The sequence below is a fragment of the Acinetobacter sp. AR_0276 genome, from assembly GCF_003000705.1.
In the GTDB taxonomy this organism is placed as follows: domain Bacteria; phylum Pseudomonadota; class Gammaproteobacteria; order Pseudomonadales; family Moraxellaceae; genus Acinetobacter; species Acinetobacter nosocomialis.
The window spans coordinates 1-20,294 of the sequence record NZ_PSQO01000004.1 but is presented as its reverse complement, the minus strand read 5'-3'; the positions used below and the strand labels follow the sequence as shown (position 1 = coordinate 20,294).

The 20,294-nt window shown below is 37.3% G+C and carries 15 protein-coding genes and 7 pseudogenes; 11 read left to right on the top strand and 11 right to left on the bottom strand.

Going from position 1 to position 20,294, the window contains the following annotated elements:
* Positions 1-15: 15 nt before the first annotated feature.
* The 3 genes and pseudogenes from CSB87_RS00935 to CSB87_RS00925 all read right to left on the bottom strand — a co-directional run bounded on the left by CSB87_RS00935 (position 16) and on the right by CSB87_RS00925 (position 3,000).
* The gene (locus CSB87_RS00935; protein WP_004887094.1) at positions 16-444 is read right to left on the bottom strand and encodes a hypothetical protein; all 429 of its coding nucleotides are present in this window, start codon (positions 442-444) and stop codon (positions 16-18) included.
* A 1,163-nt stretch (positions 445-1,607) separates the two neighbouring features.
* A pseudogene (locus CSB87_RS20020) lies at positions 1,608-1,877 on the bottom strand (PAAR domain-containing protein); the annotation flags it as partial.
* 172 nt (positions 1,878-2,049) lie between these two features.
* Entirely contained in the window at positions 2,050-3,000 is a 951-nt protein-coding gene (locus CSB87_RS00925; protein ID WP_031952572.1) for an IS481 family transposase, read from the bottom strand.
* Positions 3,001-3,200: 200 nt separating this feature from the next.
* On the opposite strand from CSB87_RS00925, the gene CSB87_RS00920 reads away from it, so the two are divergent.
* The 4 genes and pseudogenes from CSB87_RS00920 to CSB87_RS00900 form a co-directional block, all read left to right on the top strand.
* Positions 3,201-3,725, top strand: coding sequence for a hypothetical protein (locus CSB87_RS00920; protein WP_004887098.1), 525 nt, complete (start codon positions 3,201-3,203; stop codon positions 3,723-3,725).
* Between the two features lie 686 nt (positions 3,726-4,411).
* Positions 4,412-4,957 (top strand): TetR/AcrR family transcriptional regulator, encoded by a 546-nt coding sequence (locus CSB87_RS00910; protein ID WP_004887100.1) that lies wholly within the window; start codon positions 4,412-4,414, stop codon positions 4,955-4,957.
* Between the two features lie 200 nt (positions 4,958-5,157).
* Positions 5,158-6,198 (top strand): hypothetical protein, encoded by a 1,041-nt coding sequence (locus CSB87_RS00905; protein ID WP_006581575.1) that lies wholly within the window; start codon positions 5,158-5,160, stop codon positions 6,196-6,198.
* 225 nt (positions 6,199-6,423) lie between these two features.
* Positions 6,424-6,693, top strand: a pseudogene (locus CSB87_RS00900) (DUF2247 family protein); the annotation flags it as partial.
* Positions 6,694-6,735: 42 nt separating this feature from the next.
* Here the strand turns inward: CSB87_RS00900 and CSB87_RS00895 are convergent.
* A protein-coding gene (locus CSB87_RS00895) for an IS3-like element ISAba22 family transposase (protein ID WP_106105013.1) occupies positions 6,736-7,901 on the bottom strand; the annotation gives its coding sequence in 2 pieces (ribosomal slippage) (positions 6,736-7,643 and positions 7,643-7,901; 1,167 coding nt in all).
* Positions 7,902-7,968: 67 nt separating this feature from the next.
* Between CSB87_RS00895 and CSB87_RS00890 the strand changes: the two are divergent.
* The 3 genes and pseudogenes from CSB87_RS00890 to CSB87_RS00880 all read left to right on the top strand — a co-directional run.
* Positions 7,969-8,202 (top strand): annotated as a pseudogene (locus CSB87_RS00890) (DUF2247 family protein); the annotation flags it as partial.
* Between the two features lie 144 nt (positions 8,203-8,346).
* A complete protein-coding gene (locus CSB87_RS00885) occupies positions 8,347-8,709 on the top strand; it encodes a hypothetical protein (protein WP_009498982.1) in 363 nt (120 codons plus the stop codon).
* Positions 8,710-8,869: 160 nt separating this feature from the next.
* Positions 8,870-9,010 carry a hypothetical protein gene (locus CSB87_RS00880; RefSeq protein ID WP_004887108.1) on the top strand — a complete coding sequence of 47 codons (141 nt, stop codon included), beginning with the start codon at positions 8,870-8,872 and terminating at the stop codon, positions 9,008-9,010.
* Between the two features lie 193 nt (positions 9,011-9,203).
* On the opposite strand, the gene CSB87_RS00875 is transcribed toward CSB87_RS00880, so the two are convergent.
* From CSB87_RS00875 to CSB87_RS00865, 3 genes are read right to left on the bottom strand one after another with little or no spacing between them, the layout of a single operon-like run.
* Positions 9,204-10,544: an MFS transporter gene (locus CSB87_RS00875; protein WP_004887111.1), complete on the bottom strand. Its 1,341-nt coding sequence runs from the start codon at positions 10,542-10,544 to the stop codon at positions 9,204-9,206.
* A gap of 9 nt (positions 10,545-10,553) precedes the next feature.
* A complete protein-coding gene (locus tag CSB87_RS00870; RefSeq protein WP_004887112.1) occupies positions 10,554-11,366 on the bottom strand; it encodes an amidohydrolase family protein in 813 nt (270 codons plus the stop codon).
* 7 nt (positions 11,367-11,373) lie between these two features.
* Positions 11,374-12,663, bottom strand: coding sequence for an SLC13 family permease (locus tag CSB87_RS00865; protein WP_004887115.1), 1,290 nt, complete (start codon positions 12,661-12,663; stop codon positions 11,374-11,376).
* A gap of 111 nt (positions 12,664-12,774) precedes the next feature.
* Here CSB87_RS00865 and CSB87_RS00860 point away from each other — a divergent pair, with 111 nt between their 5' ends.
* Complete coding sequence (locus CSB87_RS00860) at positions 12,775-13,506, top strand: GntR family transcriptional regulator (RefSeq protein ID WP_004887116.1); 732 nt, start codon at positions 12,775-12,777, stop codon at positions 13,504-13,506.
* Between the two features lie 88 nt (positions 13,507-13,594).
* Here CSB87_RS00860 and CSB87_RS00855 read toward each other — a convergent pair whose 3' ends face one another.
* Positions 13,595-14,527 carry a LysR family transcriptional regulator gene (locus tag CSB87_RS00855; protein WP_004887117.1) on the bottom strand — a complete coding sequence of 311 codons (933 nt, stop codon included), beginning with the start codon at positions 14,525-14,527 and terminating at the stop codon, positions 13,595-13,597.
* Between the two features lie 99 nt (positions 14,528-14,626).
* On the opposite strand from CSB87_RS00855, the gene CSB87_RS00850 reads away from it, so the two are divergent.
* Together CSB87_RS00850 and CSB87_RS00845 are read left to right on the top strand one after the other, a co-directional pair.
* On the top strand, positions 14,627-15,061 hold the full coding sequence (locus tag CSB87_RS00850; protein ID WP_004887118.1) for a DMT family transporter: 435 nt from the start codon (positions 14,627-14,629) through the stop codon (positions 15,059-15,061).
* 9 nt (positions 15,062-15,070) lie between these two features.
* Positions 15,071-15,528, top strand: a pseudogene (locus CSB87_RS00845) (DMT family transporter).
* Between the two features lie 100 nt (positions 15,529-15,628).
* Here the strand turns inward: CSB87_RS00845 and CSB87_RS00840 are convergent.
* Both CSB87_RS00840 and CSB87_RS00835 read right to left on the bottom strand, forming a co-directional pair.
* On the bottom strand, positions 15,629-16,714 hold the full coding sequence (locus CSB87_RS00840; RefSeq protein WP_004887120.1) for an HlyD family secretion protein: 1,086 nt from the start codon (positions 16,712-16,714) through the stop codon (positions 15,629-15,631).
* A pseudogene (locus CSB87_RS00835) lies at positions 16,711-18,234 on the bottom strand (MFS transporter). Before CSB87_RS00835 ends, CSB87_RS00840 begins: the two are co-directional and overlap by 4 nt.
* 216 nt (positions 18,235-18,450) lie before the next feature.
* On the opposite strand from CSB87_RS00835, the pseudogene CSB87_RS00830 reads away from it, so the two are divergent.
* Positions 18,451-19,066, top strand: a pseudogene (locus CSB87_RS00830) (TetR/AcrR family transcriptional regulator).
* 75 nt (positions 19,067-19,141) lie between these two features.
* Here the strand turns inward: CSB87_RS00830 and CSB87_RS20015 are convergent.
* Positions 19,142-20,294, bottom strand: a pseudogene (locus tag CSB87_RS20015) (aldehyde dehydrogenase (NADP(+))); the annotation flags it as partial.

Genomic DNA, 20,294 nt, shown 5'->3' with positions numbered 1-20,294 from the left:
GACTGAGTAAAACTTTTACTCAGGATCTAAGTAAACTTTACCGAGATCAATTTTTTTATAATGTTCAAAATTAGCTTTTTCTTCTGGAACTTGTTCATTAAATTTTCCTGAGTAATCTAATGTTTTGTTTTGATAATTTTTAAAGCTAATATAAATTAATGGCGGAAGATTTTTATAATCCTCTAAACTAGGTTCAATGAAAAAATATTCTTTTGTTAATGGTTTAATAGTAAAACTACCATCATTACTTACTCTTATGGTTGTTGATTTTTCATCAGGTAAATAGAAACCTATATATCCATTTACATTGTGTAGAGGCTGTTTAGTTTTACTGTCATAAAGATAACCAGTTGCTTCAGGAGTTAAATATAAAATTTTTTTTGTACAACCTGAAGCAATTGAACACGAGAGTATAAGAAAAAAGAATATTAAATATTTTTTCATTTTTTAGAAATCCCTGAAATAAATAACAATCCCATCGTATCTTTTTCGTTCGCTACCATGCGTGTATCCCAACCAGATATGGTAAGTAGATTACCCTTTGCATATTTCATTAGATCGATTTCACCAGTTTTTGGATATATGGTTCCAGCTTTAGGATTCTGATCATAGCCTGATGATCCATGATGTGTAACTGATTCATTGAAACCTGCATATGTTTCAACAATTGCATGGCCAGTCTCATGAGCTATTGTCTCTTTAAACTTTTTATCAGATAAAGAATACTCATAAAAAGACCAACCATTATCGAATTTTAAGTATCCTGTCATGTAGGCAGTTTTTCTGGAAAGTGCCCAGTTAGAACTACGGAACATTAGATCATTCGGGTTTACATTAGTTACAAATGTAAGTTTCATTTCGGGCATAGCTTGAACTTCGGAAGGTTTAGCCTTTACAAAAACTTCATATTCATCTCCATTAATTTTTATATTTTTTCCGGTCGGATGCGTATGATTTCTACCCCAATAATAATTGATACCATCTAATGCTAATTGGCGAAGCTGATCGAAAGTTTTGGTTTGAGTACTATATGGCTTAATTTTCTTAAAGGAAATTTGCATAGGAGGGACTGAGTTACCATTAAAAAGACCTACCGCTCCTCCATCGACAAAATTTACACGTAAATCAATTAAGACATGTTTTGTCTTTCGGTTAATGACAATATCCATCCAGTCTTTATTAAAATACTTGAATTTAAATATTTTCTCATCTGAACATTGAACTGAGCCACTTGAATAGCCTTTAACTTTAAATTTGACTCCTGATGGTTTCGTCATAAATTTACTATTATAGAAATCTTTAATAAAGCCATCCCAATTGAGTGAAATTTGCTGACCAGAGGAAAAAGCTTTTTGTATTTTCTTTACTTCTACAAAGGTTCCGTCCTGCTCAACTTCTAGACTTATAGCATCACATATTCCTTTTTTTATTTTTATGAAAAATGAATGTTCTTTATTTGATGGTTTACCTTCAGAGGTAGGAACTCCAAGGGGAATAAAAGGTGTAACTTTTAAGTCAACTAGTTCAATCTCAAAATCTTTCTTTTCAATAAAATTTTCTTGAGTAGATTGTTGAGTATTTTTATAACTACTATTACTACCAGTGCTACCACCATTATCTTGAACAACTAGATTTTGTTGCGGAAGTAATTTGCAGCCACATGAAAGTGAGTCGTTCACTCGTGCTGCAGATTTCCCAAAAATTTGCATGTATGGGTCACCAGACACAATGGTTGCAAGAACTTTATGTGTGGGACATGTAGCTTTATCACCAACGCAGGCAACGGGAATACCATCAATTAGAAACTTGCTGTTCCCAGAAATGACTTTGCCACCCCCAGATGTTGGGCAGCCTATAGTTATATACGGGGTTGCCATATTACTCCTTGTTATTTTCATGAATTGGCCCGAATGATAACAAAGTGGGGTATACAGAACTGTATAGTTTTATTGTATAAGTTCCTATAATAATTAAGTTAGAAATTTAACTATCTGAATTGTTTTCTTATGTAGATAGGAATTTTATTTTAATTCAATATGAAACTGTGAATTAGCTGTTTAGTCCCGGCATTTGATGGATCGGATCAATTTTAAAAAGTTCAGGTTCATCTGTCCACTGTTTGCAGATGAATTCGTAGGGAGTCAGGCCCCTGAGTGTTTTGAGTCTGCGGCCGAAGTTGTATGCAGCAATAAAATCAGCAAGGTGAATGCATAGCTGAGTGTGATCGTCGTAATGGAACCGTTTGACAGTAGCTTCTTTAATCGTTCGGTTCATCCTCTCGACCTGTCCATTGGTCCATGGATGCTTAACCTTGGTAAGACGATGTTCAATGCCACATTCAGTACAAACCCGATCAAAGATGTGCTCAGAGGCGTAGCGATCACAGGTGCGGTTCGTGAACTGGATGCCGTTATCTGTTAGCACCGTATGGATTCTATAGGGCACAGCCTTAACCAGATTGCGCATGAACTCCGCGGCTGCCATCTTACTGGCTTTAGTATGCAATTCAGTGAACGCAAACTTGGAAGTGCGATCAATGGCAACGAAGAGATAAAGCTTACCCTGTGCTGTTTGCATCTCAGCGATGTCGATATGAAAGTAACCAATGGGGTAGCTCTTGAAGCGCTTCCTGACAGGGCGATCACCTTGTACCTCAGGCAGTCGTGAAATACCATGCCGCTGTAAGCAGCGGTGTAACGACGAGCGTGTCAGATAAGGAATACTCGGCTGCAATGCATAAAGGCAATCGTCTAGCGGCAACAAAGTGCGTTTTCGAAAAGCAACAATTGCCGCCTCATCTTCAGGCGATAACACGCTTGAGCGAGGATTCTTTGGGCCGGTTGTAAGATCATCTACTGAAGTACGTTTCTTCCATTTTGCGACGGTCTTTTGATTGATGCCGTAACGCTTGGCTAGCGTTCTTAAGCTCTCTTGACTATTTTGTATTGCTCGACGCACTGCCTGTGTCGTTGTGGCGCTGCTGTGTAGAACTTGTCCCATAGTGCTTCCTTCCATTTATCTGAGAATATTGCACCATTAAAATCTGGGACTAAACAATTAGCATGACTTAAACTTAAGATTTTAATCGAATAAAATTATAATTATTTAAATACCCTCTAATAAACCTTCACAAAAATACCAACTTAAAAAGATAGCTAACCGTTATGATCTTATGCTTGGCTGTTGGGGAATGAAATTAAATGAAAATTTTTGCTGTTGACCAAAATAGTGCTTTAACACGCTATGCAGGACAAAGTCTGGTTATTAAATTTGATGACGGAAAAATACTAGAGATAAATGACAGCCAAGAACCTTTAGCCGCGTTCCCTGAAGGCATTCTTATATGGAGTGGTCGAGCTCCCAATCAAGATGCTATAACTGATTTGCAGTTTTCACAACTGAGCATCACGCCAGTCGCTAGTAATGGAATTATTATCGCGCCATACCAAGAACAAATAGCGACAGCTATAAGCCTGACCCTGTTCGTTACCGATGAAAATGCGCAATTATTCCCAATTAAAGAAAAAAATGTTGTGATTGAGCTTAAAAATGGAAAAACCATAGAAGTACTCGAAGACTATGCTAAAAAAGGCTTGTTGGTTTGGGGCGGGCGTGAACCGATTTCAGGACTTTCTATAGAACAATTGAAAGAAAGAACCGAAAGCTTAGGGATTTATCCTATGGCTAGTAATGTCATTTACGTATTTCCATTTAAGTTGCCATAAAAGGCTCAAGGTCGGCTAAAAGAATTGCTAATTGGAACGGATATTTGAGCAGTGACACGAGTAGAGTGTTTTGTTTTTATGCATTTTTATAAATAAAAAATTAACAATAAATTTTAACTATTTATCCTTACTTTTTAATGATCTATTTTAAAGCAAATGTCATTTTGTATGCTTGACTGTAAGTGACTTGGATACTATCCTTTGCGGGCTGGCCTACATTGCCAGTCGGTTTTGACGGACCGCTATTTCAACCACTTCAGGACTATTTCTTCTGAGGAATAGTTTTGTGTGCACACCTCGTTCCCTCCCGTAGCGGTAGGACGGGAGTGGGACACTTTCGAGTGTGCTGGAGTTGAAACCAGTCCGTCAACCCGCTTCCGTTCTGCCACCATAATTTATAATGTTTCGGCAGAACTCCCAAAAGAAGGAGTTGGCTATGCACATTCATAAATTATTGGCAGTCACTGTCAAAAACTATCTCGACACAACTTAAATCACTTTAAAGAAACTTGATTGCCTATAGGCTTTTCAGGCTTTAAATCATTACGTCTAAAACTTAGCAACAATAAAACTTGAGATGTGCCAAGCACAGTCTTTACGGCTTTGCTGTGCCTTTTTTTCTCCCAGAAAAGGCACAGGCTTTTTAATCTCATTTAGAAACAACAAGAATTTATAACGGCAAAACTATGTCAAATTTAGAAATATCTTCGAAAAAACTATATGTTCTTCAAACTGCCATACACCTATTTACAACTTACGGGTTTCACACAGCGGGCGTAGACCTGATTGCTAAAGAAGCCCAAATTACCAAATCCACCTTTTATAAATATTTTGGCTCAAAAGAAGGTTTAATTGAAATGTGCATTGCCTTTCAAAAAAGCTTGCTCAGAGAAGAAGTGCTCTCCATTATTTACTCAGGCCATTACCGCACTTCAAAAGATAAACTCAAAGAAATTATTGTTTTACATGCCAACTTTAATAGCCTGTACTACCTTTTACTAAAAGCCTATTTTGAAATTAAAATCGCTTACCCACAGGCTTACCGTATGGCAATAGAGTATAGAAAATGGTTGCTTCATGAGATTTTTGACCTGATTTTTAGTTTAGAAACTCATGCATTAAAGCCCGATGCCAATTTGGTTTTAAACCTAATTGATGGCTTGATGTTCCAGATTTTAAGCTCAAATAGTTTGGATGAGCGGGATATGGTGGTGGAGAGGTTTTTGAAATAGGAATTAATATTTTTTCAATTTAAATGAAGTAATAAATTTAATTTTTAATAATTGATTACCTTTTTAAGTTACTTAAACTTTTATTATTACGTCTGATAATTAAGAAGTTAAATCTGAAAATTAATTATTTCTTATAATAAAATTTTAACTTATTATGCTTAACCGCATTTTATACCACTCAATAAAAAAGAGTAAATTTTATGACACTTAATAAAGCTATTTTCCTTTTTCTACTTTCAGGTCTTATGGTCGGCTGTGGTGGCGGGACTGGAAGTAGTGATACAGTTACAACAACAAAAGATGAAATTCTTAGTAGCGAGTTTGATAATACTACTTCTTACAAATGGGCATCTATTCAGTTTGATAATACATTTGTTGAGATTACTAGAAATTCAAGAAACGGAAATATTTGGTATGCAGATTATCTTAAATTAGATAAAAACACTCAACCAGATATTGGTCGCCTAATGTTAAGCACAGATGGTCTTTACAGACCAGATGAGACGAAGTATCCATTAGGTTATAGACGATATATTTTAAGATCTACTTCACAAGATGGAACTACTCTTCGAAAAACCCCTTATAACAAAGATGGCCTTAAGAATATTGTCGTAGAAGAGAAAGGGCGCTGGATTGATTTAAAGAATGTCAGAATAAGTGACAGAACCGCCGTATATTGGAATCTGCTTGCAGAGAAAATTCCTACAAGCGTATTTTTTCATCGAGAATCTATTGGTGATCAATTTAAAAATTTTTTAGCTTTAACTAAAAAAAATACATTTCCTGCAGGAGCTAAGTGTTTTCAGGTTGAAAGAACAAATTATTCAGTCCCTTACTATGTAATTACTAATACAGAAAGTTTAGCTTCTGTTAATGGTGTTAGCGTTAATAACTTTTCAGACTATGTTTCTTTAGCTGGAAGTAATGCTGTTACTGGAAAATGGGGTAATGTACAGTGGGCTTATTTAAATACAGAGGCAAACGATCCAAAGTATTATACAGTTTCGGTGTATATGAATATAGACAATAAACTAGCTTCAGGTTATTGGCAAAAGAATCCTAACACTTCAATTGATAGTATTGTTGCAGGTTATAAAAAATCACTTGATTCATTTAATAATTACGAGGATGTAATTTCTTTCCAAAGTGCAATTGAAGAAGCAAAGAATGAATGTACTTACTATAATTCTGTTGCTTCTCAAAAAATTGAATCATTGATTAATCAGACTTTAATCAACTAGATTCAGATTATTTAATTTTGATCAAGGCTAGTAATTTTTTGAATTATAGTGATCATTATTTATCAGTAGAAAACTCCTAAGGATAAAGCTTACTCGAAAGAGTAAGCTTTTTTAAACTATCGAAATTATATTGTTTTTTCTTAAAAATTTTTTTGAAGATCAAATTAATAAGTATTCGGGAAATATTAGAATTAATGATTTTTATGATCCCAGAGGCACAATGACATGAATTTGTATCCAATACCTGCTGATTTTATTAATGAAAAGGTGACACTTTCATGGTGTGATATCAAATGGGGCTATAAAAATAATCTTCTCACTTCAGAAATACCAATAAAAAAAGCAGAAAATAGTTTATTAACGGAAGACTATACTAACGCTGAACTTGAACTATCATTCCTTATACCGAGTGAATCAGATGATATCGGTCCCTTTTTGAATGAATTATGTTCAGAGACTAATGAAGATTCGATGATTAGGGAAAAATGGCTTTATTGATATACGCTGAATTATCAGGAGACTTTCCCTTGGGAGATTCTAGGCAGCCAACTTATAAAAGTCTTCGGCCATTTGATTTGGTGTCTTAAAACCCAAACCCTTTTGAATTCTTCGATGATTATAAAATAACTCAATGTATTTTATAATATCTGCTTGGGCTTCTTCTCTGGTTTGATAGTTGTAATGATGCACTAACTCATTTTTCAGTATTCCCCAAAAGCTTTCAATCGGTGCATTATCGTAACAGTCTCCGCGCTTGCTCATTGAACCTTGAAAACCATATTGCTCAAGTATATTTCGATATTCCTGGCTGCAATATTGACTTCCTCTGTCTGAATGCACAATCAGTTCTTTGGTTGGTTTTTGATTGTGAATAGCCATATTTAGCGCATTACAAACAAGCTGTGTTGTCATGCGCTCATTTAAGCTATAGCCAACCACTTGCTTCGTGTAAAGGTCTTTTACCGCTGCTAAATACAGCCATCCTTCAACAGTCCATATGTACGTAATATCACTTGACCATGCTTGATTTGGTCTAGTCATTGAGAATTGTTGCTCCAGCAGGTTTTCATAGATCGCTCGATTATGGTCACTATTCGTAGTCCTTTTAAAACGCTTGTGTCGCTTACAATACAGCTGGTTCAGCGCTTTTATCTGACGTACAGCGTACATACTCATTTTTATACCCTGAGCTTGTAAGTATTTGGTTAATCGAATATAACCATAGCTCTGCCTTGTCTCCTCATGGGCTATTTTCACCAATATCGTCTGTTGATTTCGTTGAATCGTTCTTTTGCTCACGCCTCTCTTGAGCCAATCATAAAAACATGAAACTGAAACATGAAGTAATCGAGCCATTAAGGTAATTGGAAAAGAATATCTTTTTTGTTTCATATAGGCGTACCTTACTGACTTTCTTTGGCAAAGTACGCTGCTGCCTTTTTTAAAAATTCACGTTCCATTTCAGCTATTTTGAGCTGTTGTTTGAGTTTTTTATTTTCTTCGAGTAGAGCGTTTAGATCAGGTGAATACTGTTTTGTACCTGCTAAAGTTCCAGCCTTTGCTTTGGTATTCCAATTTGAAAGAGTTTGCATTGAAATGCTAAGTTGTCTGGCTGTTTCCGAGACATTGCCTTGATTGGCTTCAATTAATTTGATGGCTTCAGCTTTAAATTCTGTGGTGTAAGTCTTGTGTTTCTTGCTCATGGTAAACTCCTGATGAGTGTGTTTAGTTTACCAAGTTAAAACCTCCTGTTTTTTCAGCACACATCATTATATACTTCTTAGCTGGCTTTGGATTAATCGAGAAAGTTTTGAAGATCCTTTAGATGAAGTAGAAAGTATTTATACAGATTTTGATTATCCTGCTGAAATAGAAAGTTTTATTAAATATATACCTCCTACGGATGGATACGATCCCTCATTGTATTCGTATGCAGAAAATATTAATCGCTTAATGAAGAATTGGGAAATTTACTTACAAAAGGGTGCTGATATATTCAAATAAACCCGAGGCTATCCCTAGCATTAATAAAATTAGTTAAAGTTCTTTAAGTATTAGATTAAATCTTAAAATAATATATTGAAATTTGATAGAATATTTTTCCCTAAATATTTTTAGAAATATATGTACATAGAATTTAAAGATCTAATGAAAAAAAGAAATATCGCTTTGATCACTATATTTATTCTTATTATTGGAAGTGGCTACTTATTTATTAATAATAAAGAAAATACACAAAGGGTTAAATCAGTGGTATATACAGATAAAACCATAAGACAGAAATTTGGAAAAATTAAAGACTACAGTATTAAGCAGTATGGATCTGATTTTTATACTGATGCTGAACGGCCACTTTACTCTTATAAAGTTGAAATAACTGGACAGAAGCAAGATGGAGTGGTTGATATAGAAATGAGGAAAGATTTTAATAAAATTAAATACTTATATACTATTAAAGTCAAAGAAGAAGGGCATTCTATGGGATTTCGTATAAGATTTGGAAAACATTAATTTATCTAAATTATGGGCGTTAAAGAAGGCTCTCAAAGTTGTAGGCTTATTTATTACACATTGCTTAAAAAATATACAGAAACCTCGTTAAAACGAGTTGGAACGCTACAAACGCGGATGTTAAGTTGAAGTCCACTCTTCCCAATAAGTGAGGTGAGCAATGAAATTGTTAGCTTTAATTAGCATGGGAGTTGCAGCAAGTTATTGGTATATAACTATAAAAGATAGCAAGCCAACTCTTCTGAAACCAAATTTTGATGAAATAGTAAAAAACTTTGTAATAGCAGAATTTAAAGTCTAATGCATTTGATAATCTTAATTAAATAAAAAGCTCATCGGAAGATGGGCTTTTTGTTGGAGTAAAGACAGACAAACTTATAGTTTTCATATAAAAATAAGAAAATATTGATTCATCTTAGCATCTATATATTTGTTATAAATAAAAAAGAGACCATCAATGGGTCTCTTTTTATTAAATCTGTTATTTCTAAAACCTAAACCAATTTTTGAACCTTTTGTGCTTTCGGTAAAGTTGGTTTTCTTCCTAAATACAACGCAATCACGGCGCCAATAAATGTCAGAATGCAGAGCGGTAAAAGTGAAACAGGGAAACTACCCGAATAATCTTTGACTATACCCATAATAGAGTTCATAAGCCCAGTACCGATATGCGCAATGGTATTAACCGCTGCGATGCCTACGGCTACCAGAGTCGGCGGTAAGCGCTCAGAAACCAATGCCCAGAAAGGACCTTTAATGGCATAGTTACCCATCAAAACGAGTGAGAATAAAAGTAAGCTCAAAGTTAAAGACGAGGTAAAAATAGTAAGAAGCAAACCAAAACTGGTTACAAATAATGGAATGGCTGTGTTGAGACTTTTATTGCCACTTTTATCGGCATGTACGCCCCAAACAATCATGAAAGCAGCAGCTAAACCAAACGGAATCATATTTAAAAGACCCGTCTGCATGGCAGTTAAATGGAAAGCCTTTAAAATCTGAGGCATCCATAATGATAAAATATTGCTGGTTGCTGAACTTCCTGCATAAATAATTGCGAAGAACCATAGATATTTATTGGTAATCAGCAGTTTGAACTTACTCTTTTTCTGTTCGGCACTGTCTTGTTTTTCAGTATTTAACTGTTGGTTTTTTTCAAAAGTTAAGGTACTCGATAGCCATTCTCTTTCCTCAGAACTTAACCATTTAACATGATTCGGTTTATTTGGAAGCCAAACTAAACATAATATGCCAAGAAGAATTGCAGGCAATGCTTCAAAAATTAAAAGCACTTGCCATCCACTTAAACCAACTAAACCATGTAAGCCCAACAGTAAGGCAGATAATGGTGAACCAATAAAATTAGATAAAGGAATGGCAACCATAAATACGGCAACAATTCGAGCCATATATCGTTTAGGGAACCATAGGGTTAAATACAGTAATACACCAGGAAAAAATCCGGCTTCGGCAGCACCAAGTAAAAACCGTGAGATTGCATATGAAATAGGGCCAGTAATGAAGGCGGTACAGCAACCGACAATGCCCCAAGTAATCATGATTCTGGCAATCCAGATACGTGCACCTAGCTTTTCCATGGCCATATTACTTGGAATTTCAAATATGACATATGCAATAAAAAATAATGTCGCACCAAAACCAAAGGCAGTCGCGGTTAAACCAATTTCTTGATTCATGGTTAAAGCGGCGAAACCAATGTTTACTCGGTCAATATATGAGATGAAATAACAAAGAATGAGGAAAGGAAGAATACGAAAAGAGAGTTTACGGATCGTTGACTTTTCTACTTCCGATATAGATATATCATTTTTCATACATACTCCTTATGTACGTGAGAAACCAAACAGCTCGGTAGGGTTCTGATTTAAAATTAAACATTGCTCGTGTTTATCAAACACAATCTGTTTAAAAGCTCTAAATGCATTTTCATAAGTAATTAAAGATTCATGTTGGGTATGTGGCCAATCACTTCCCCAAATGAGTTTGTGTAAAAAGCCTTTTTCTTTAAGAATGTTATAGGCCAGTCGTGCCGTATTTATGTTGTTTGGAGCGGCACCCAAACGGTAGAAACCGGACACTTTAATCCAGTGCTGTTTTACGTTAAGTAAGCTTAAAAATTTCTGATAATCCGGATCTTCAATCCCTTTAACAGGGTCAACTCGGCCAAAATGGTCAATTACGACATCAAAGCTGTATTCATCTAATTGTGGCAAAAGCTGAACCAGATATTTTGGCGGTGCGTGTAATTCAACTTGCCAGTTGAGGCTTTCCACATTACGTAAAAATTTTTGCCAGTCAGGCGTATTTAGCGCAGGAGGGTTAAGACCGAATAGATTTAAGCGAACACCAACGATGCCTTGTGCCTTGAGATTCACTAGCTCCTCAAAAGTCGTCGTATGTTGAACAACGGCGATCCCTTTTAAACGCTTAGGGTATTGCTGAATTGCGTTTAACATCGCTTGGTTATTGGTACCCAAAAAGCTGGGTTGAACCAAAACACCATGCGTGAAATTGTATTCATCAAGATGAGAGATAAAACTTTGTACAGTTGCCTCATAATCAGGTGCATAACGTGCTGTTTCGATACTGTGGTCCTGTGTCGAAAAAACATGTGCATGTGTATCTATACAGTTCATTTTCATCTCACATTACAAATTTTAAAGCGAAAATAGTGATTAAAGCGGCAATGACTCCTACAGGAATTGCTTTAAATAACAGTTGATTAAAAAATTTGGTTTTGTCGATATCTGCAGGAGCTGAAGCCATAATGAGGCTACCGCCAGAGGAGAAAGGGGAAATCGCTGTAGACTGAGCGCCAACTACAATACAAATGAACAGCACAAGTGGATTTAGGCCAGAGCTAAGTGCAAGCGCCGGAACAATTGGGAATAAGGTAGGAGCAACTACACCTAGAGTGCTTGAAAATACAGACATAATGGCACTGATCAGACATAACAGTACTGGTATAACCCACACAGGAACATTGTTTGCTAACCATTCAGATAGGGTCGTAATAATGCCAAGTTTCACACCTAATGCGATGAGCATACCAACACCGCAAATCATGATTAGTGTTCCCCAAGGCACAAGAGCAATGACCTTTTTCTCATCGGCAAGTTTCATAAGTAAACTAATGAGCGAGAAGGTAATGGCAAGGAAGGCAATATCAATTTTGGAGTTTAAAAAGCTAATCGTTTTTACATCGGGAAAAACAAGGTGCAAGATTGGAAAAACTAAAACAATCGACATCATTAAAACAATAAGGAAGATGGATTGTTTCTGTTTTTTGTCAAATGGCTCAGGCTTTTGATCTTCAATCACAATTGAATTACTTTTTCTATTCCACAGGGTATAAATGCCCAACACCGCAATTGGAATAATTAAAGTTAATACAAAAATTCCACTGCTATATGAAAAAGCGGTTTGTGAGCTAATACCAGTATTTTCCATTAAGCTTCGGAAAATAATGCCACTTTGTGATGTCATAAAATTTGCGCCAGCTAAAGCGCCGTAATTTGCCGCCATCCCGCCAATAACCATATTCATATTGGTTTTTTTACACAGCAGCAGTGTAATGGGTGCCATAAAGGCAAGTACCGTATAAAAACCAGCACCTAGGCCAGCAATAATGGTTGCTGCGAAAAAAATCGCTAAAGGTAAAAACTGAGGAAACTTACGGCATTTATATAAGAGATGGCTGGCAAGTTTTTCTAAAGCGCCATTTGCCAAAGCAAAGTTATAAAACAGAGTGACAGATAAAATAATAAAGAAAATTTTGACAGGCCATAATTCAATAACTTCGGAAGGTTTAAGACCCATGCCAAAGCAACCAATCAGGTAAGCAAACGCTATCGTAAAAAATCCGATATTGATTTTTGTTTTATAACCTAAGCCTATAGATACAGCTAAAGCTATCAGCATCAATGCGGTCATATTATCTTCCTTGATAAATATATAAACATCTAAACATATATATGTTTGCTTTTTTGTATTACACAGAACTATGCTAATATTGTCAAATCGATTTCATAATGTTTAACGCAAATGCTTGATGAGACTGCATTTAAAAATTTTAAATTGCCAAGATATGAAAAGGTCCGTTGGGAACTTCAAAAACTACTGATCCAGTCAAAATGGACAGTCGAAGAGCCTATTCCAAGTGAACAAGAACTTGCGCAAATGTATAGCGTATCGGTAGGAACCGTTAGAAAGGCGGTTGAAGGACTGGTTGAAGATGGCTTATTGGTTAAACAGCAAGGAAAAGGAACTTTCCTCAAACAACCTAATTTTGAAAATTCACTCATCCGTTTTTTTAGACTACGTAATAAAAAAGGCGATTTTATTCAGCCACAAGGACAAATCAAAAAAGTAGAAGTGTGTGATGCAATGCCGGAAGTAAACGCCGAGTTAGGGCTTGGGCACACCGAAAAGCTGATTTATATCGAGCGTGTTCGTAAGCATGAAGACGTCGTTGTGTTAAGCGAAAGAATCTGGCTGCCTGAACGCTTATTTAAAAATCTGGAAGAAATTCCAATCGCTGAGTTTGGGAATCTACTTTATCCTTTTTATTATCAGCACTGCGGTCAATTTATTTCTACTGCAACAGAACGGTTAACTTTTGAGAAAAATATCAAAGATAGCCATTTAAATAATCACCTTGAAGACCCTTTAGTGAAGGTATGCCGTATCGCAAAAAATCTTGAAGGCGTAGCAGTCGAATACCGTGAGTCTTATGGTTTGGCCGATAATTTTCATTATGAGATAGCAATTAATTAGTATCTAACGGTGATCCCTGATTTCAGAGTTTATTTGATTGCTGCAATCAGGTGTTTTTGTCTTTACAAATGATGATTAAAAGAAAAATTTAATTCTGCCAATACGGTGTGTCTCCATAGATTTCAGCAAAATAATCTATTACCACTCGAATATTTAAGGGCGGATGGCGAACATTGGGATAAATGGCTGCGATATGCTGGGGGTGTGATTTAATCGCGACTTCATATTCAGGTAAAAGCTTTATTAAATCACCTTGTTTTAAAGCTTCGCCAATCAGCCAATCAGGAAATAAAACAATCCCCATGCCATGAAGCGCGGCTGTCATTAAACTCTCGGCATTGTTTGAAGACAGCAATGGAGTAATTGGATAATGTACCCATTCTTCATTGGGCTTTCTTACTAACCAGCGGTTAGGACCTTCAAAACCTTTATAGACTAGGCATTTGTGCTGATTAAGTTCTGTCGGATGATCAGGCGTACCGTATTTGGCAATATATTGAGGAGACGCTGCCAAATGATATTTTTGTGTACCAAAAATACGTGCATGAAATGATGAATCAGTCAGTGCTCCAATACGAAATATTAAATCTGTGCTTTCGCGTAATGGATCTATAAATTCATCGGTTTGAATGAGTTCTATTAGAAGCCTTGGGTAACGCTCTGATAAACCCGCCAACCACGGCGCAATATGCCGTTGACCAAAAAACACAGGGGCATTAATGCGGACGAGTCCCGATGGCTCTATGGTTTTATCTTGCAATGCCTTTTGGGCTTCATCAAATTGTTCGGTAATTTTTTTCGCGTACTCAAAAAATAATTTGCCCGATTCGGTCGGTGTGATTGCTCGCGTATTTCGGTAGAAAAGTTGCTGGCCCAATGCATCTTCAAGTTGTTGAATGGTGCGTGAAATCATAGACGCTGATACATCTTCTTTACGTGCTACATTTGAGAAGTTTTGCGCGTTATAAACACTAATAAAGAAGCGAAGCGTGCGGATATCAATCGAATTTGTTAAATCCATTTGTGCAATTTCTGCAAAAGTGATTCATGAATTATGCTGTTTTTCTGATGAATTGGCTACCTTACTATTCGTTGCTTAGATACAGATGAGGCAATGTAGATGCAAATTCTATTACTACTCCTAACCATTTTAGGGGGTATGGGGCTATCGGTCGAAGCAGGGCTTTTAGGGCCGTTAGGAAAAGAAGTGGGTGAGTTGTGGGCCACGTTTAGTATTTTTGGCGTGGGTGCAGCACTTACTTTTCTACTCATGCTGTTTTTTAGCCCACGTAATAGTCCTTCATTTTTTACACTTCCATCTTGGCAATTACTCGGTGGTGTTCTTGGTCCTGCTTACGTCATTATTTTGACAATTACGACTCCAATTATTGGTATTGCAATGACCATGATTGGCATTTTAGCGGGACAGGTATTTAAAAGTCTGATTATCGACCACTATGGTTTACTGGGAACTCCACATCGAAAAGTAGACCGTAAACGGGTAGTGGCACTCATCTTTATTGTTGTCGCACTTATACTTGTGGCAAAAGCGTAGGAGATAGCCATGACAATTTTAATGATTCTTCTCGCCGTCATTGGTGGTGCTTTGCTGAGTGTGCAGGCCGCAATTAATGGTCAACTTGGAGCGAAAGTTGGTGTATTTCGTAGTGCTTTTCTGACTTTTTCGGTCGGTGCTCTAATTACGGCTCTCCTTATTTTTACTTTGAACCTAAACAAACTTTAACGTTACTAGATGTTCCTAAATGGCAGTTATTAGGTGCTATGTGTGGCGTACCTTATATTGTCATTATGGTACTGGCTGTACAAAGAATCGGAGCTGCGGTTGCTACTGTTGCTGTGATTTTTGGACAACTTTTGATGAGTATCTTGATTGATAACTTTGGCTGGTTCGGTAATGAAATGCTTCCTTTTTCACTGTATCGATTAGGAGCGCTAATTTGCTTAGGGATTGCTTTGTATTTTATCTATTCAAGTAGCAAGGACAAAAGGATAGAAGGGTAAAATACGAGCCAAATTTAGTATTGAATTTAATGAGCCCACATTAGGAGTAAGACTAACAATGAGGCTCATTTAGAGTTTTTAAGTGCTCAGTTGATTCCGTTTATTTAGTCGTATCCACAGAAACCACAACAGATAGACCAGGACGCAACAACTTAATATCCGGCTGGTTCTCAAGGAGTTTGATGCGTAAAGGTAAACGCTGAACAATTTTAGTAAAGTTACCCGTCGCATTTGTTGCTGAAATTGGCGAGAAAAATGCACCAGTCGATGGTGAAAAACTATCTACCACACCTTTTAACTCAACATTGTAAGCGTCGACATAAACAATGACAGGTTGGCCGATTTTAATTTGTTTTAGTTCAATTTCACGGAAGTTTGCTTCTACATACACTTGATCTAAAGGCACAACCACCATGAGTGGATTACCTGCGCCAACAAAGTTGCCCACATTTGCAGACTTTTGTCCAATCATGCCATCAATAGGCGATCGAATTTCTGTATAGCTCAGATTCAGTTTTGCTTTATCAAGCGCAGCTTGAGCTTGTTTTAAAGCGGCTTCTTTAGCCTGTACCTGAATTTTATATTGGTTGAGCTGATACTGTGCATCTGTGACTTTTTCTTTACTGCTGTCCAAGTCGGCATATTGCTCGGTCAATGTGGTTTTTGACTGTTGCGTAATCAATCTAGACTCAGCACCAAGCGCCTGTAGTTGCTCATAACGTGCTGTATTATCTTTGGTGAGTTTAATACCGGCTTCTACTTTTCTAAGCTGGGCTTCTGTTTCTCGGATAACAGTGGGTTGTCTTTCTACTGCCAGCTTTGCTTCATTTAAGTCAGCTTGTGCTTTAGCATAATTAGATTCTGCTTCAGCTAAAGCCGCCTGATAATCTCGTGCATCAATCCGTGCCAAAAGTTGGCCTTTTTTTACGGTCTGGTGATCTTTAATATAAATTTCTTCAATATTGCCTGACACTTTAGGAGCAATGGTTGAGTACTCGACATCTACCCGTGCATCGTCAGTTTTAACCACTGAAGAAGGTAAAAATATAACTTTTAAAATCCATAAAATGGAAACTAGAACGATAATAAATGCAATAACCATAACCCAGTGTTTCTTAAGATATTGCATCTTTGTTAACTTGGGTGACTCGGTCATGGAGTGATCTTGGGCTTCGAGAGTACTCATAAAGATTTTCCTGAGTTATGACTATTCATTAACTTAATGAGAGCAATGCGTGGTGGATAAGTTCTAACTGGCAAAATCAGCATAACGATAAATAAAATTGCAGTAAGTCCCGCTAAAATCAGATATTGGTCACTAATCACCAACACCGATTGCTGTGCCTGAATCGCAGAATTTAAGGCAGATAAACCACCGGAAACACGTTCGGTACCATCTGCACTTAGCACAGGCGGGGTAAGCGGGTTAATAACAGGACCTTGAATATTTTGAAAAACATGTTGTGAGGTATTTTCAATCAGCCGTGTTGAATGGTATTCACCACGTACTCGATTGACCCAGTCCAAAGACACACACCGAGTACGCCGCTAATAGCACGCGGGGTATTAATCATAGGCGAAGCATAGATTGCCATAGTTGGGTGGACACTATTTGTCCCCATCATGAGGAGCGAAAGCACTACACAGGTTTGTCCTAAACATGAGATTGCATGCCAAAAATAGAATTGGTCTTGGTTCCAAGTGGTATCAAGTTGACTTGCACCTAAGCAGCCAATCATCACCAAAAGTAAACCAAACCCATGTACATATCGGCTATCAACCCAAGCTTGGTTTAAAACCTTAATGACAATTGGAATATAGATAAACTGTAATGCGGCAATTTGTAAGCCAATCCACATGGTTTGAGTGGGCTTATAACCATGCACAGCGCTTAAGTAATTAAGGGGTAATGTACTGGTTGACATACCAATAATCACAAGCAAAACAGCGCAATAACAGCATAGCCAAAATTTCGTATTTCGAGCATTTGCGGTTTAATTAATGGTGTTGGATAGCGCCATTCATGTATTAAAATAAAGGTAGGGTAATGGCACTCATTAAAGCCAAAACACAAATCAATTTTGAATTGAACCAGTCCAAATGATTGCCATGCAAAAGCATGGTACTTAAGCTTGCCAAGCCAATAATGGCTAGAATCGCACCAGTCCAATCATAAGTTTTTATTCTTGAGTAATTTAATGGATCTTGCGGAATACCGAAGTAAACCAGCGCAGCACTTAAAGCACAAAAAGGAATGGTTTGGAAAAATATCATCTTCCAACCAATCACATCTAAATAAAAGGCAGCAAGTGCAGCACTTAAGTTTGGGAAAAAAGTTGCTGTTAATGCATAGCAGGCCAAACCCCATAGACGAATTTCAGGTCCTAGGAATCTAAGGGCACAGGCCATAAGTAAAGGAATGGTTAAACCATTAGCGAGTCCTTGCAAGCCCCGTAATAAATAAAATATTTCGATATTTGGGCTAAAAGGAATTAAAACGCTAGAGAAGAGGCAAAGTCCTATCGCAAAAGAAGAACTCGACGCATAGAAAAAATAACGGCCCAACTGGTGGACAGGATCATGCAATAATCATGGCACTGGCATAAATACTACTGACCCAATAACCAGCGTCGACACTAATGCCCATTGCACCGCGATATCGACCAAGGTAATGCTGCTAATTCGGTTATTAAATTCGACAGTCATGGCTGCAAAAATTGCACCTGCCAAACCGATGATGGTCGTATATTCATCTTTACCTTAAATTTTAAAATGAGCTTATTGCACCGAACAGGGCAAATCTTAAGCTCAACTGTACGATCGGTACTCTACTATCTTATTAAAATTACGTCAATTCTCGATTTTGAACTTTTCGATGAGGTACACTAAGAATGAAATTGCTAAATATGTTTGTAGGTTCGTATGTTAGATTGCACTAAAACCAAAGAGAAAGATCAAAAAATTCTAGATGCAGCAACAAGTTTTTTCTGATCCACGGATTTAGTGGCACAACCACAGATATGATTCAAAAAGAAGCAGGTGTTTCAAAAGCCACCATGTATGGTTGTTTTAAAATAAAGAAGCAATGTTTGCTGCGTCATTGAGCGCAAATGTGCCAATATGCAAGAGCAAATTATATTGGTTGAGACAAAGGCCAAAAACTTACGTTCAGCTTTAACTGAAATTGGGAAAACTTATTTGTGTTTTATTTATCGCATTCGGGTTTGGCATTCTTTAGAGTCTGTATTGCAGAAGCCGTAAGATTCCCGGAATTATCGGAAAAGTTCTTTGAAGTGGGGCCACAACGTCTGGCAAATATTATTGCGGGTTATCTTGAAAAGTCGGTTAAACAAGGAGAAATTGAATTAACTTCTTCTTCGGAAGTCGCAGCAAATATATTTTTATCACTGTTAAGAGTGATGCTCATCTAAAATGTTTGACTCATCCTGATTATTTAATATCAACCGATGAAATTAGTGCTTGGGTTGATTACGCTGTTGATTTATTTTTAAAAAATATCAATTACAAAACAAGTTAATTTGGCAATTTATATTATATACGTAAGATTTGAATATCGATAAAAAGAGACCATCATCTGGTCTCTTTTTATTTTTTAGATCGCTTCTCTAGTCATCTCACCATTCACCAGTCTTAAAATCTGCAATGGGTTGCTGTCTTTAAGGTTCTGGAATAAACTTTGCGGATATTCTGGTAACACACAGGTCTTAAGTAACGGTCAATGCCAAGGTTCCAACTGAAGTGCCTCGTGCATCTGAGTGGCTGATATGGCCGCCGTGTACATCGCATCACAGACCTCAACACCCGTTGGGTAGCCATTTATAAGTAATCGACCGGCTTTTTCCTCTAAAACTGGCACTACATCTGCAAACTCGGTTAAGTCAGCTTCATCGGCAATTAAAGTCGCAGTCAGCTGACCATTCATGCTTTGTAGCGCCTGAATGAGTTGGGCTCTATCTTCAACTTCAATGATGACTGTGGTTGGCCCAAAGATTTCTTCCTGTAAAAGCTGGTCACCGCCAGTAAAAGCTCAACATCCGCTTTAAACAGTTGCGGCTGCGCCTGATTGCCTTGTTGAGCCTGACCTGCCAAATGCTTAATGCCTTGATGCTGGGTTAAGTGCTCAAGACCAGCGGTATAACTTTTTAAGGTTCGGCATTGAGCATAGTTTGTGCAGGTTTAGCACCCATAATGTCGGTTAGTTTGCTAATGAGCTGGCTAAATTCGACCGATTTAATACCCAAGATTAAACCCGGATTGGTACAGAACTGGCCACAGCCTAAAACCACTGAATCTGCCAAGTCCTGTGCAATTTTTTCACCACGGTTTTTTAAGGCTTCTGGCAACATCAACATCGGGTTAATGCTGCTCATTTCAGCAAACACCGGAATCGGTTGTGGACGGGCTGCAGCCATGTCACATAAAGCGCGACCACCTCGCAATGAACCCGTAAAACCTACAGCCTGAATTAAAGGATGCTTAACCAGTGGTTCACCTACGCCATTACCATAGATCATGTTAAACACACCTTTAGGCATATTCGATTTTTCTACAGCACGTTCAATTGCCTGCGCTAAAAGTCTGCTGTGGCCATATGTCCACTATGGGCTTTCACCACTACAGAGCAACCCGCTGCCAGTGCCGAAGCAGTATCACCACCCGCAGTTGAGAATGCTAAAGGAAAGTTACTTGCCCCAAATACTGCACAGGGCCAACACCGATTTTAATCTGGCGTAGATCTGGTCGAG